We start from the raw sequence: 12,529 nt of genomic DNA on the forward strand, positions 1-12,529 counted from the left end.
GAACATGCGAACCATGACAGAACCCTCCCGCGCCGGTGCGTCCGCGCTCATCGGCTATCTGCGCAACGGCGTGTTCGGCCGCGATCTGCTGGCATCGGTAGTGGTGTTCCTGGTCGCGCTGCCGCTGTGCATGGGCATCGCTATCGCCTCGGGCATGCCGCCGGCCGCCGGCCTGATCACCGGCATCGTCGGCGGCCTGGTGGTCGGCATGATCGCCGGCTCGCCGCTGCAGGTCAGCGGCCCGGCCGCCGGCCTGGCCGTGCTGGTGTTCGAACTCGTCCGTCAGCATGGCGTGGCCGCGTTGGGGCCGGTGATCCTGCTGGCTGGCGCGATTCAATTGATCGCCGGGCTGTGCCGGGCCGGGGTGTGGTTCCGCATGACCTCGCCGGCGGTGGTCGCCGGCATGTTGTCGGGCATCGGCATCCTGATCGTCGCCTCGCAAGCGCACGTGCTGATGGATGCGGCACCGAAGGCGCAGGGCCTGGGGAACTTCGCCGCATTGCCGGCGACGCTATGGCGCGCGCTGGATGCGGGCGTGGGCCGCGCCGCGCTGCTGGTCGGGCTCGGCACCATCGCGATCATGCTGGCCTGGGAGCGGCTGCGACCGCAGCGGCTGCGCTTCATACCGGGTGCGTTGCTGGCGGTGGTGGCGATGACCGCGCTGGTGCAACTGCAGGGCATGGACGTGCGCAAGATCGACGTGCCGGCCAACCTGTTCTCGGCGATCCAGACGCCGACCCTGGCCGAGATGCTCGGTGTGTTCGACGTGACGCTGCTGCTGTCGGCCTTCACCTTCGCCTTCATCGCCAGCGCCGAGACTTTGCTGTCGGCCGCCGCGTTGGACCGCATGCACGATGGCCCGCGCACCGACTACGACCGCGAACTGGCCGCGCAGGGCGTGGGCAACATGCTGTGTGGTTTTCTCGGCGCGTTGCCGATGACCGGGGTGATCGTGCGCAGCGCGGCCAACGTGCAGGCCGGTGCCGCCACGCGCATGTCCACTATCCTGCACGCCGGCTGGTTGCTGGTATTCGCGCTGCTGCTGCCGTGGCTGCTGCGGATGACCCCGGTGGCGTGCCTGGCCGGCATCCTGGTCTATACCGGGCTGAAGATGGTCAAGCTCGGGCAAGTGCGCGACCTGGCCGTTTACGGCCGCGGCACCGCCGCGATCTACCTGGCGACCACCTTCGCCATCGTCGCCACCGACCTGCTCACCGGCGTGTTGATCGGCTTTGCGTTGTCGCTGCTGCGGCTGGCGTTGCAGCAGTCGCGGCTGAAGGTCGGCGTGCATGCGCACGAGGACGGCGCCGGCAGCGCGGCGGCGGGTACCGGCAAGCTGCGCCTGTCGCTGGAGGGCTCGGCCACCTTCCTGCGCGTGCCGACCATGGCGCGGACCCTGGAGCGGCTGCCGCCTAACACCGAACTGCACCTGGATGTGGCGCGGCTGCACCACGTCGACCATGCCTGCCTGGAACTGCTGCGCGACTGGAGCCGCAACGCCGCCGCCCGCGGCTGCTCGCTGGTGGTGGACTGGAAGGAACTGGACCGGCGCGTGGAGGGACGGCGCGCGGCGTAGCGTGCCGCGTTGTTCTGATGCGCATCCACAGCAATCGTGCAGCACCGGCTTCGGTCGCGACGCGCGCAGCGGCGGGCCGTCCGGCTTCGGACGTTATCGCGGCTGAAGCGGCTCCTACAGTGCACCTATCCGGCTATACGCGGGCCGTTGTAGAAGCGGCTTCAGCCGCGGCCTGATTCCAGCGAAGCCGCATTTTTTCTGCACTGCTGTGTCGCCGCTGACGCCGCTGACGCCGCTGACGCCGCTGCTACAGCGCATTCGATCGACGATCCGATGGCTGAGACGTTCGAGCAGCTTCACTCCGGCGTCTTGTCCTCGAACCGGCACAGGTCGCGGATCACGCAGCGCGGGCACTCCGGCTTGCGCGCCTTGCACACGTAGCGGCCGTGCAGGATCAACCAGTGGTGCGCATCGTGCATGAACTGCGCCGGCACCCGCTTGAGCAGGCCGTCTTCGACCGCGCGCACGTCCTTGCCCGGGGCCAGGCCGGTGCGGTTGGCGACGCGGAAGATATGCGTGTCCACGGCGATGGTCGGCTCGCCAAAGGCCGTGTTGAGCACCACGTTGGCGGTCTTGCGGCCGACTCCGGGCAAGGCTTCCAGCGCGGCACGCTCGCGCGGCACCTGGCCGGCGTGTTGCTCGACCAGGATGCGGCAGGTGGCGATCACGTTCTTGGCCTTGGCGTTGAACAGGCCGATGGTGGAGATGTAGCGCTTCAGCCCATCCTCGCCCAGCGCCAGGATCGCTGCCGGCGTGTTCGCCACCGGATAAAGACGACGCGTGGCCTTGTTGACCCCGACATCGGTGGCCTGCGCCGACAGGATCACCGCGATCAGCAGCTCGAACGGCGTGCTGTAGTCCAGTTCGGTGGTCGGCGTGGGATTGAGTTCGGACAGGCGCCAGAACAGTTCGTGGATCTCGGCCTTGCGCAAGGTGGGGCCGCGCCGCGGCGCGGCGACCGCTGCGCTCATTGCGCACCCCGTGCGGCCGCCTTGGCCTTGGCCCGGGCCAGGATCGCCGCCGCGGCCGGCGGCAGCGACGGCACCGCGGCGGCGACGGCCGCTGGCGGCGCGCGCCGCGCCTGGCGTGCGGCGGCGCGGCGTGCCAGGCGTGCGCTGCGCACGCGATAGCGTTCGCGCGCAGCCCAGGCCTCGCGCAGGCGCTGTTGCGCCGCCAGCAGCTGCGCGCGCAGTTGCGGATGCGCCGGATCGAGCCGGTCGTCGTCGGCGGCGCCGACGTAGGCCATCAGGCCGCCGTCAATGGCCGCGTCGAGATCGTCGTCGAGCACCCAGCGCAGCAATTGCAGCGGCGATGCGGGGGAGGGCAGGTCGGACATCGGCGTGCGCGGCTCAGCGATTGCGGAACAGCGGCGGGCGCCGCTCCAGGAACGCACGCGTGCCTTCGCGCATGTCCTCGCTGGAGAACAGCAGGCCGAACTGCGCGGTCTCGTATTCGAGTCCTTGTTCGATCGCCGATTCGGCGCCCACCTGGATCGCATCGAGGATGCCGCGCAGCGCCAGCGGCGCGGCGGCGGTCAATTGCTGCGCCAGCTGCAGCGTGGCCTCGCGCAGCTCGGCCGCAGGCACCACGCGGTTGACCAGTCCCAGTTGCAGCGCGCGCGCCGCATCGATCGGGGTGCCGAGCAGGCATAGTTCCAGTGCCGCGGCGCGGCCGGCCAGGCGCACCAGGCGCTGGGTGCCGCCGAAGCCGGGGATCAGCCCGAGGGTGATCTCCGGCTGGCCGAGCCGGGCGCCGTCGGCGGCGATGCGCAGATGGCAGGCCATGGCCAGTTCCAGCCCGCCGCCGAGCGCGAACCCGTTGACCATCGCCAGCACCGGCTTGGACAGCCGCTCGATACGGCGCATCAGACGCTGGCCCAGCTGCGAGAAGTCGCGGCCCTGAACCGGTGTGAGTTCGTTCATTTCGGCGATGTCGGCGCCGGCCACGAAGGCCTTCTCGCCGGCGCCAGTCAGTACCACCACGCGGATCGCGGGGTCGGCGTCGGCCTCGGCGAAGGCTGCGTCCAGCGCCTGTAATGTTTGCCGATTCAACGCGTTGAGCTTGTCAGCGCGGTTCACGGTGACGATGCGGATCGCATCCTGGGTCGCGGTGACGACCGGCGTGCCGGACATGGCCATTCCTAAAGATGTAAAAAAATAAAGGGAACTCCGGCGGCGCAGGTTTGTCAGAGTTGCGTCGTCGGTAGCGGATATGCGCTGCGGCGGCTATCCTAACGCGTCATCTCAGGCGGCACAGGCCGCCCTGTGCCACCACCCTGGAGAATTGTTTGATGAAGTTGCGTTCTATTGCGGTCGCCGTGGCGGCCCTAGCCCTGAGCGGCAATGCGTTCGCCCAGGACACCTCGTCCGAGAAGGGCAAGCTGAGCTATTACTTCGGTTACGACTACGGCAATAACCTTGCCGAACTGTCCGGCCGCGGCGAGCAGCTCGATATCAATGCGGTGGTGAAGGGCTTGCAGGATGCCTACGCCAAGAAGCAGCCGGCGGTCGCCGCCGACCAGCTGAAGCCGGCCGTCGAAGCGTTCCAGAAGCGTGAGCAGGCCCGTGCCCAGCAGGCCAAGGCCGACTACGAGAAGGCCGCTGCCGAGAACAAGACCAAGAGCGAGCAGTTCATCGCGCAGAACAAGGCCAAGGCCGGCGTGCAGACGCTGCCCAGCGGCGTGCAGTACCGCGTGATCGAAGCCGGCAAGGGCGCCAAGCCGACTCAGGCCAGCACCGTGCAGCTGGAAGTGGCCGGTCCGTACGCGTTCGGCCAGCGCCCGGCGCAGGCGCGTCCGGCGCAGCAGATCCCGTCGATCAAGGTCAGCGAAGTCGAGATGCAGGCCATGCGCGACACGCTGCTGCAGATGCCGGCCGGTTCCAAGTGGGAAGTGACCCTGCCGCCGGACAAGGCCTATGGCGCCGACCCGCGCACGCCGTTCCCGCCGAACGTGGCGGTGCAGTTCGAGATCAAGCTGATCAGCGTCAAGTAAGCGCGCTGCGCAGTCCATCACGATTGCGCCGGCGGCAACGCCGGCGCAATTTTTTTTGCGGTAGGGAAAGTGCCGTTTCCGGCGAATCGCGCTAGTCTGAGCAAGTGTCGAATCCGATGGATCCCGTCCCCCATGCACTGCTCACGCCCTGCATCGGCATCTGCGCCCTCGATGCGCAGGGCTACTGCGCGGGCTGCCTGCGCAGCGGCGACGAGATCGCGCGTTGGCGCGGCATGAGCGACGCCGAGCGCCAGCGCTACATGCAGGAGATATTGCCGCAGCGCGGCTGGTCCCCTACGCCAGGCCAGCGCCTGGCAGAGCGCACGCGCCTGCTGCGCGCGCTGCATCCGCTGCAGCTGCCGCCCAGCGGCCCCGGCTGGAATCATCACGAACTGCACGATCTGCTGCCCGATGGCGCACCGGCCGAGGCGGCGGTGCTGGTCGGGCTGTCGCCGCGCGCCGACGGCACCCACGTGCTGCTCACCCGCCGTACCGACAGCCTGCGCCACCACGGTGGCCAGGTCAGTTTTCCCGGCGGCCGCATCGAAGCCGACGACGCCGATGCGGTGGCCGCGGCGATCCGCGAAAGCGAAGAAGAAATCGCGTTGTCCGCAACGCAGGTGGAAGCGCTGGGCTATCTCGATCCGTTCGTGACCATCAGCGGTTTCCGGGTGATGCCGGTGGTGGCCGCGCTCGATCCGGCGTTCGTGCCGCAGCCGCATCCCGGCGAAGTGGCCGAAGTGTTCGAAGTGCCGCTCGCCTATCTGATGGCGCCGGACAACCTGCGCAGTATCGAGACCGACTATCGCGGGCGGCCGCGGGTGGTGCTGGAATACGGCTGGCCGGGGCAGCGAATCTGGGGCGCGACCGCGGCGATCCTGCTCAACCTGCGCCGACGACTGGAGCAAACCGCATGAGCGAACCGTCACCGGACTGGCAACGGCTGGTCGATGCGCCGACGCTGGCCGCTGCGCTCGGCCACCCTGAGCTACGCATCGTGGATGCGCGTTTCGCTGCCGCCGCGCTTGCCGATCCGCAGGCCGCGCAGCTCGCGCGCCAGGCCTACATGCAGTCGCATCTGCCCGGCGCGGTGTACGCCGATTTAAATACCGATCTGTCCGACCTCGGCCGCCGCGGCCTGGGCCGGCATCCGTTGCCAGAGGCCGATGCGTTCGCGCAGACGCTGGGGCGCTGGGGCATCGCGCCGCACACACAGGTGGTGGTCTACGACGCCGGCGACGGTAGCATGGCCGCGGCGCGGCTATGGTGGATGCTGGGCTTGCTCGGGCATCGCCGCGTCGCCGTGCTCGACGGCGGCCTGGCCGAATGGCGCCGGCTCGGCCTGCCGGAAACCGATGCCGCCGCAACGCCGTCGCCGCTGCCGCCGTACCCGCAACGCTTCGATGCCGGCCGTATCGCCGCTGCCGAGGAAATCGCCGCGCGCCTGCACGAGGCGCCGGGCTGGTTGCTGGATGCGCGCGCCGCCGAGCGCTTCCGCGGCGAAGTCGAACCGATCGATCCGATCGCCGGGCACGTGCCCGGCGCGATCAACCGACCGCTGGGCCAGAACCTGCGCGATGGGCGCTTGCGCCCGCCGCAGGAATTGCGCGCCGAACTGGAGCCGTTGCTGCACGGGCGCGATCCGCGCGAGGTGGTGCTGATGTGCGGATCGGGTGTGACCGCCTGCCATCTGCTGTTGGCGCTGGAGCATGCCGGCCTGCACGGTGCGCGCCTGTATGCCGGATCGTGGAGCGGCTGGATCGCCGATCCGGCGAGGCCGCGTGCCAGCGGCTAGCCGCTGTGGCAGGCGCGCCGGTGGGGCAGCGACGTAGTGTGGTGTGGAGGAGGCACGGGTGGCAAGTATGGGGGCTGAGGCGATGCGCTGGCGTGGAATGTGGATGCTGACGGTGGTGCTGAGCCTGGCCGCTTGCGGCGAACGTCCGCGCACGGCCGGCGCCGACGCCTCGCCGCGCTCGCAAGCCGACGCGCACTACCGGATGGCGGTGGAGCAGCGCCGCGCGCAGCGGGTGGCGCTGCTGCGCGCACCGGGCGGCTGGCTCAGCTATACCGGCTCCGGCCGCCTGCGCAGCGGCGTGCACCAAGTGGGCAGCGCCGCAGACAACGAGGTGCAACTGCCGGCCGGTCCGGCGCACCTGGGCAGCTTGCGCATCGATGCCGATGCCAGCGTAGCGTTCGAGGCCGCCGCGGACGCCGTGCCGACGGTGCGCGGGCAGCCGTTCCGTGCCGGTCGCCTCGACACCGATGCGGCGCACGGCGCCGAGACGCGGCTAGCGCTGGGCGAGCAGGAGTTCTACGTGGTGCGCACCGGCAAGCTGTTCGGTTGGCGCTTCCGCGATCCGCATGCGGCCGCGCGCAGCAGCTTCCGCGGCATCGACTATTTTCCGATCGATCCGCGTTGGCGGGTGGTCGCCGACTGGCATCCGGCGCCGATGCCGCGTGCGCTCGTGCTGCTCACTTCGATCGGCACGCCGCAGCCGCTGGTGCTGGCGGGCAGCGCCGAATTCACACTCGGCGGCCGCCGCTACCGGCTGCAGGCACTGCGCGGCGACGATGGCAAGCGGCTGTTCTTCCCGTTCACCGACCGCACCAGCGGCCGCGAGAGCTATGGCGGCGCGCGCTATCTGTTCGTCGAGCCGGCGCAGGGCGGGCGCATCGTGCTGGACTTCAACCTGGCGCAGAACCCGCCCTGCGCGTTCACTGCGCACGTGGTGTGCCCGCTGGCGCCGTTCGGCAATCGCCTGGAGCAGGCGGTGACCGCGGGCGAGAAGAACTATCTCGGTCTACGCTGAGCCTGCGGCGCCGTGCCGGCAATGTGCGGCGGCGTGGCAGCTGCTGTCGTTGTAGGAGCAACTTCAGCCGCGATAACGTCCGAAACCGGAAGGCCCGCCGCTGCGCTCGTCGCGGCTGAAGTCGCACAAGGATTCCACCGGCGCCGTGGAGTTGCGAGGCCGCTTGTGGGAGGGACTTCAGTCCCGACTGCGTGCCAAGTCGGAAAAATCCACCACTTCGCTCGTCGCGGCTGAAGCTGCTCCACAGGGAGCGGTGTCAGCGCTCGGAAGGCGCATACGGCGTCAGCGCCACCGCCTCCAGCACCTGCGGCCACGGAAAACGCGGGCCGGGATCGAGCTTGCGCTGCACCTGTAGCGCCGGATCGTCGCTGGCGGTCTCGCGGCTGCGGTCCAGCGCGTCGTGGCCGGCGATGTGGCGCAGCTGCGGCAGCTGGGCCTGCAACTGTTGCAGCAGCGCGATCAGCGCCTGGATCTGCGCAGACGGGTAGCTTTCATGCATCGCCTGGTGACGCGAATCCAGCCAATGCGGATAGCGCCCGCGGTTGACCAGTTCGATGCCCAGCGACTGCGGGTTGTAGCCGCGTACGTGGTGCGCCACCCGCTGCAGCGGCACGTACTGGTGCACGCTGCCGTCGCGGTCGATGTAGAAGTGGCCGCTGTTGCCGGTGCCGGACGCATACAGCACGCGTTCGCCGTAGGCGCGCGCGCTGGCCAGGTCGGGCAGTTCGGTGCAATGGATCACGGCCAGGTCGATCGCGTCCACGGAGCGCGCCTGCAGCCGTTCCACGTAGGGCAGGGGAGCATCGTGGATGGGCGACGGCGGGATCTGCGGCATGCGCGGATGCTAGCATTCGCCGATCGCTCTGAATCCCGCCGATGACTCTGAATCCCGATAGCCCGCTGGCGACGCTGCTCGCCACGTTGCCGCGCGCCGGACGCGTGGACTGGATAGGTCTGCGCCCGGCGCGCGACGTGCCGATGCTCGAAGTGGCGCAGGCGGTGGCGCATGCCGATGGCGGCCTGTTCGGCGATCGCTACGCCGGCCGCAACGGCAGGCGCGGGCTGACCCTGATCCAGGCCGAACACCTGCCGGCGATCGCCGCGTTGGCCGGCCATGCGCAGTTGGCGCCGGCGACCTTGCGGCGCAATCTGGTCGTCTCCGGCATTCCGCTGATCGCGTTGAAAGGGCGTCGCTTCCGCATCGGTGAGGTCGAGCTGGAAGGCATCGCGCCGTGCGATCCGTGCTCGCGCATGGAGGACGCACTGGGTCCCGGCGGCTACAACGCGATGCGCGGCCATGGCGGCCTGTGCGCGCGGATCGTGCACGGCGGCACGCTGCGGCTCGGCGATGCGGTGATGGCGCTGTGAGCCGCGGCCACTGCGTCCTCGCGCACGGGTTCGAGAGCGGTCCGGACGCGATCAAGGTCACGGCGCTGGCCGAGGTCGCGCAGCGCCTGGGCTGGAGCCACGAGCGTCCGGATTTCACCGATTTGGACGCGCGCCGCGAGGTTAGCCAGCTCGGCGACGTGCCGGCACGGCTGCAGCGCCTGCTGGGGTTGGCGCAGGCCGCCGCGCAGCGCGGACCGGTGGTGCTGGCCGGGTCCAGCCTGGGCGCGTACATCGCCGCTCAGGTGTCGCTACACGTGCCGGTGCGCGGCCTGTTCCTGATGGTGCCGCCGACGAAGATGGGCTGGATGCCGGCGCTGGACGCGGCGCCGGTGCCGATCTCCATCGTGCACGCCTGGCACGACGAACTGATTCCCGCCGCCGAGGTGATCGCCTGGGCGCAGGCGCGCGCGGCGCGGCTGCTGCTGGTCGACGACATGCACCGGCTTGGCGGCCACGTCGAAGCGTCGGCGCGCGCGTTCGCCGAACTGTTGGAAACGCTGTGAGCGGCGCGCCCTGCGCAGCAGGCCGCTGCATCAACCGGAGCCCCCGATGGAACTGAACATCCGCGCCGAAACCCAAGCCGACCACGCCGCGATCGAGGCGCTGACCATGGTCGCGTTCTTCCGCGTCGCGCATAGCCGCCACGACGAGCAGCAGATCATCGAACGGCTGCGCGCGGACGGCGCGCTGACCCTGTCGCTGGTGCTCGAGCACGACGGCTACATCGTCGGCCATGTGGCGGTGTCGCCGCTGCAACTGTCCGACGGCAGCCGCGGCTGGTACGCGCTGGGGCCGCTGTCGGTGGGGCCGGGCCACCAGCGCCAGGGACTGGGCACACGGCTGGTGCGCGAGGCCCTGGCGCAGTTGCAGGCGCTGGGCGCGGCCGGTTGCGTGGTGCTCGGCGAGCCGGCGTTCTATGCGCGCTTCGGCTTCGCACCGGAACCGGGACTGGTGCTGCCCGGCGTGCCGGCCGGGTACTTCCAGGCGATCGGTTTCGGCGACCGGCTGCCGCCGGTGGCCGAGGCCGAGTACCACGACGCGTTCCTGGCCGGCGGCTGAGCGCTGCCGCCGCGACCTGAACGCGCGCCGCGCTGCAGCACGGCTGCTGCAGTATCCGGGCGCGCTGCTGGTGATCTCGCACGATGCCGCCTTCCTCGACAGCCTGCGCCTGGACACGCGCTTGCAGGCCGACCCCGAGCGCTGGCGGCTGGCGCCGTGGTGAGCGCGCGCCGCGCGTGGACCGCGCCCCGGGCTGGTAATGGCGGGCGCGATGGCCGACCATTCGCGTCTTCCCGTCCGTTGCCGCCGCCCGCCCGCCGTGGGCCGCGCTGCCGCGATACGCGCGGGGCGGGCCTGGCGCCCGCCCGCGCATCCCTCCTTCTTCGTGTGGTCCGCATTCCCGTGAAATTCTTCGTCTCCTGCGCCAAGGGCCTGGAATACCTGCTCGTCGACGAGTTGCTCGCGCTCGGCGTTGCCAAAGCCACCGCTACCGTGTCCGGGGTCAATAGCGAGGGTGAACTGCGCGATGCGCAGCGTGCGGTGCTGTGGTCGCGCCTGGCCAGCCGCGTGCTGTGGCCGCTGGATGAGTTCGATTGCCCCGACGAGACCGCGCTGTATGCCGGCGTGGCGGCATTGCCGTGGCGCGCGCACCTGACCTCGCAGCACACCCTGGCGGTGGACGCGCACGTGTCCGGTACCGCGATCACGCATGCGCGCTACGCCGCGCAGCGGGTCAAGGACGCGGTGGTGGATACGCTGCGCGGCGAAGGCCTGGAGCGGCCGTCGGTGGACGTGGAGGATCCGGATCTGCGCCTGAACCTGTCGCTGCGCAAGGGCCGCGCCACGCTGTCGGTGGACCTGGGCGGCGGCTCGCTGCACCGGCGCGGCTGGCGCCAGGTGCAGAACGCCGCGCCGCTGAAGGAGAACCTGGCCGCGGCGGTACTGTTGCGCGGGCAATGGCCGCAGCTGTATGCGCAGGGCGGCGGTCTGCTGGATCCGATGTGCGGCAGCGGCACGCTGCTGATCGAAGGCGCGCTGATGGCCGCCGACGTCGCCCCTGGCCTGCTGCGCGGCGATCTCGCCGCCGCGCGCCGTGGCGACGCCGGCCCGTTGGAATTCAGTGCCGCACCGAGCCGCTGGCTGGGCTTCGACCAGGAGGCCTGGCGCATCCTGCTGGCCGAGGCACGGCAGCGCGAAGCGGCCGGCCGCGCCGCACTGCAGCCGGTGATCCACGGCAGCGACATCGATCCGCATGCGATCCGCGCCGCGCGCGAGAACGCGCAGGCGGCCGGGGTCGCCGCGGCGATCGTGTTCGAGGTGCGCGATGTCGCCGACCTGCGCACGCCGGCGCAGGCGCTGGGCACGGTGGTGTGCAATCCGCCCTACGACGAACGCCTGGCCGCCGACACCGCGCTGTACCGGCGCCTGGGCGAGGCGCTCAAGCGCGCGGTGCCGCAGTGGCGCGCCAGCCTGCTGTGCGGCAATGCCGACTTGGCCTATGCCAGCGGCCTGCGCGCGGCCAAGAAATACCAGATGTTCAATGGCGCGCTGGAATGCCCGTTGATCGTCTGCGACCCGATCGCGGTGGCGCCGCGCGCGCCGGCCGAGGCGCCGCGCGCGCTCAGCGACGGCGCACAGATGGTCGCCAACCGGCTGCGCAAGAATCTGCGCAAGTTCAAGAGCTGGCGCGCGCGCGAACGGGTCAGCTGCTTCCGCGCCTACGACGCCGACCTGCCCGAGTACGCGGCGGCGATCGACGTGTACCAGGAAGACGGCGGCCAGGCGCGCACCTACCTGCACGTGCAGGAATACGCCGCACCCGAAGAAATCCCCGACGCCGACGTGCGCCGCCGCCGTAACGAGCTGCTGGCCGCCGCGCGCGAGGTATTCGAGGTGCCGGCCGAGCGGGTGGCGCTGAAGTCGCGCGAGCGCGGCAAGGGCGGCAGCAAGTACGGTCGTTTCGAGCAGCGCGGCGAGTTCCTGGTGGTGCGCGAACACGACGCATTGTTGCGGGTGAACCTGTTCGATTATCTGGATACCGGCCTGTTCCTGGATCACCGCCCGCTGCGTGGGGCGATGGCGCAGCAGGCGCGCGGCAAGCGCTTCCTCAACCTGTTCTGCTACACCGGCGTGGCCAGCGTGCAGGCGGCGGTGGCCGGCGCCGATTCCACCACCAGCGTGGACCTGTCCGGCACCTACCTGCAGTGGTGCGCCGACAATCTGGGCTTCAACGGCAAGGGTGGCGCCCAGCACCGGCTGGTGCAGGCCGACGTGTTGACCTGGTTGGAAGCGGAGAAGAACCGCTACGACGTGATCTTCTGCGACCCGCCGACCTTCTCCAACTCCGCGCGCGCCGAGGATTTCGATCTGCAGCGCGAGCACGTGCGGCTGCTGCGCGCGGCGGTGGCGCGGCTGATGCCGGAGGGCGTGCTGTACTTTTCCAACAACTTCCGCCGCTTCAAGCTGGACGCGGACGCGCTGGCCGAATTCGCGCTGTGCGAGGAGATCACCGCGCAGACCATCGCCGCGGATTTCGAGCGCAATCCGCGCATCCATCGCGCCTGGCGGTTGCAGCGGCGCTGAGGGTGGGTCGCCAGAGCGTTTTCGTCTTTCAGGTTGCGGTTGTAGAGCGGCTTCAGTCGCGATAACGTCCGAAGCCGAAAGGCCGGCCGCTGCGCTCGTCGCACCGAAGCCGCTCCCACAAGGACCCCACCGGCGCCGCGGAGCTGCGAGGCCGCTTGTGGGAGGGACTTCAGTCCCGAC

Annotated in this window: 13 protein-coding genes; 9 read left to right on the forward strand and 4 right to left on the reverse strand. The window is 70.2% G+C overall.

Annotated features, from left to right (window positions below; translation table 11 throughout):
• Window positions 1–4 precede the first annotated feature (4 nt).
• Window positions 5–1,576 (forward strand): SulP family inorganic anion transporter, encoded by a 1,572-nt coding sequence (locus E4A48_RS04395; RefSeq protein ID WP_052234965.1) that lies wholly within the window; start codon window positions 5–7, stop codon window positions 1,574–1,576.
• Window positions 1,577–1,872: 296 nt separating this feature from the next.
• Here the strand turns inward: E4A48_RS04395 and nth are convergent, their stop codons facing one another.
• The 3 genes from nth to E4A48_RS04410 are packed head-to-tail and all read right to left on the reverse strand — an operon-like array spanning window position 1,873 to window position 3,708.
• Window positions 1,873–2,547: an endonuclease III gene (gene nth / locus E4A48_RS04400; RefSeq protein WP_142741943.1), complete on the reverse strand. Its 675-nt coding sequence runs from the start codon at window positions 2,545–2,547 to the stop codon at window positions 1,873–1,875.
• Entirely contained in the window at window positions 2,544–2,912 is a 369-nt protein-coding gene (locus E4A48_RS04405) for a hypothetical protein (protein ID WP_142741944.1), read from the reverse strand. Before E4A48_RS04405 ends, nth begins: the two co-directional genes overlap by 4 nt.
• A 13-nt stretch (window positions 2,913–2,925) precedes the next feature.
• Window positions 2,926–3,708 (reverse strand): enoyl-CoA hydratase-related protein, encoded by a 783-nt coding sequence (locus tag E4A48_RS04410; protein ID WP_058196990.1) that lies wholly within the window; start codon window positions 3,706–3,708, stop codon window positions 2,926–2,928.
• Window positions 3,709–3,866: 158 nt separating this feature from the next.
• On the opposite strand from E4A48_RS04410, the gene E4A48_RS04415 reads away from it, so the two are divergent.
• From E4A48_RS04415 to E4A48_RS04430, 4 genes are all read left to right on the forward strand, one after another.
• Entirely contained in the window at window positions 3,867–4,568 is a 702-nt protein-coding gene (locus tag E4A48_RS04415; RefSeq protein WP_058196986.1) for an FKBP-type peptidyl-prolyl cis-trans isomerase N-terminal domain-containing protein, read from the forward strand.
• 116 nt (window positions 4,569–4,684) lie between these two features.
• Window positions 4,685–5,485 (forward strand): NUDIX hydrolase, encoded by an 801-nt coding sequence (locus E4A48_RS04420; RefSeq protein WP_039005285.1) that lies wholly within the window; start codon window positions 4,685–4,687, stop codon window positions 5,483–5,485.
• Entirely contained in the window at window positions 5,482–6,363 is an 882-nt protein-coding gene (locus E4A48_RS04425) for a sulfurtransferase (RefSeq protein WP_058196987.1), read from the forward strand. Before E4A48_RS04420 ends, E4A48_RS04425 begins: the two co-directional genes overlap by 4 nt.
• Before the next feature lie 82 nt (window positions 6,364–6,445).
• The gene (locus E4A48_RS04430) at window positions 6,446–7,378 is read left to right on the forward strand and encodes a DUF1684 domain-containing protein (protein ID WP_142741945.1); all 933 of its coding nucleotides are present in this window, start codon (window positions 6,446–6,448) and stop codon (window positions 7,376–7,378) included.
• A gap of 256 nt (window positions 7,379–7,634) precedes the next feature.
• On the opposite strand, the gene E4A48_RS04435 is transcribed toward E4A48_RS04430, so the two are convergent.
• Window positions 7,635–8,213, reverse strand: coding sequence for an N-acetylmuramoyl-L-alanine amidase (locus tag E4A48_RS04435; protein ID WP_039005281.1), 579 nt, complete (start codon window positions 8,211–8,213; stop codon window positions 7,635–7,637).
• A gap of 41 nt (window positions 8,214–8,254) precedes the next feature.
• Between E4A48_RS04435 and E4A48_RS04440 the strand changes: the two genes are divergently transcribed.
• The 4 genes from E4A48_RS04440 to rlmKL all read left to right on the forward strand — a co-directional run bounded on the left by E4A48_RS04440 (window position 8,255) and on the right by rlmKL (window position 12,349).
• Window positions 8,255–8,746 (forward strand): MOSC domain-containing protein, encoded by a 492-nt coding sequence (locus E4A48_RS04440; RefSeq protein WP_039005280.1) that lies wholly within the window; start codon window positions 8,255–8,257, stop codon window positions 8,744–8,746.
• Window positions 8,743–9,270, forward strand: a complete 528-nt coding sequence (locus tag E4A48_RS04445) for an alpha/beta fold hydrolase (RefSeq protein ID WP_039005279.1) — start codon at window positions 8,743–8,745, stop codon at window positions 9,268–9,270. Before E4A48_RS04440 ends, E4A48_RS04445 begins: the two co-directional genes overlap by 4 nt.
• A gap of 46 nt (window positions 9,271–9,316) precedes the next feature.
• On the forward strand, window positions 9,317–9,826 hold the full coding sequence (locus E4A48_RS04450; RefSeq protein WP_058196989.1) for a GNAT family N-acetyltransferase: 510 nt from the start codon (window positions 9,317–9,319) through the stop codon (window positions 9,824–9,826).
• Between the two features lie 342 nt (window positions 9,827–10,168).
• Window positions 10,169–12,349 (forward strand): bifunctional 23S rRNA (guanine(2069)-N(7))-methyltransferase RlmK/23S rRNA (guanine(2445)-N(2))-methyltransferase RlmL, encoded by a 2,181-nt coding sequence (rlmKL, locus tag E4A48_RS04455; RefSeq protein WP_142741946.1) that lies wholly within the window; start codon window positions 10,169–10,171, stop codon window positions 12,347–12,349.
• Window positions 12,350–12,529: the final 180 nt, after the last annotated feature.

The organism is Xanthomonas translucens pv. cerealis, from assembly GCF_006838285.1.
Taxonomy (GTDB): domain Bacteria; phylum Pseudomonadota; class Gammaproteobacteria; order Xanthomonadales; family Xanthomonadaceae; genus Xanthomonas_A; species Xanthomonas_A cerealis.

Excerpts from the sequence above, each read along its gene's own strand:
- E4A48_RS04425 (WP_058196987.1), top strand. The coding sequence starts at position 5,482 with ATGAGCGAACCGTCACCGGACTGGCAACGGCTGGTCGATGCGCCGACG.
- E4A48_RS04450 (WP_058196989.1), top strand. The coding sequence starts at position 9,317 with ATGGAACTGAACATCCGCGCCGAAACCCAAGCCGACCACGCCGCGATC.
- E4A48_RS04410 (WP_058196990.1), bottom strand. The coding sequence starts at position 3,708 with ATGTCCGGCACGCCGGTCGTCACCGCGACCCAGGATGCGATCCGCATC.
- E4A48_RS04430 (WP_142741945.1), top strand. The coding sequence starts at position 6,446 with ATGCGCTGGCGTGGAATGTGGATGCTGACGGTGGTGCTGAGCCTGGCC.
- E4A48_RS04435 (WP_039005281.1), bottom strand. The coding sequence starts at position 8,213 with ATGCCGCAGATCCCGCCGTCGCCCATCCACGATGCTCCCCTGCCCTAC.
- E4A48_RS04395 (WP_052234965.1), top strand. The coding sequence starts at position 5 with ATGCGAACCATGACAGAACCCTCCCGCGCCGGTGCGTCCGCGCTCATC.
- E4A48_RS04420 (WP_039005285.1), top strand. The coding sequence starts at position 4,685 with ATGGATCCCGTCCCCCATGCACTGCTCACGCCCTGCATCGGCATCTGC.
- E4A48_RS04440 (WP_039005280.1), top strand. The coding sequence starts at position 8,255 with ATGACTCTGAATCCCGATAGCCCGCTGGCGACGCTGCTCGCCACGTTG.
- nth (WP_142741943.1), bottom strand. The coding sequence starts at position 2,547 with ATGAGCGCAGCGGTCGCCGCGCCGCGGCGCGGCCCCACCTTGCGCAAG.
- E4A48_RS04415 (WP_058196986.1), top strand. The coding sequence starts at position 3,867 with ATGAAGTTGCGTTCTATTGCGGTCGCCGTGGCGGCCCTAGCCCTGAGC.
- E4A48_RS04405 (WP_142741944.1), bottom strand. The coding sequence starts at position 2,912 with ATGTCCGACCTGCCCTCCCCCGCATCGCCGCTGCAATTGCTGCGCTGG.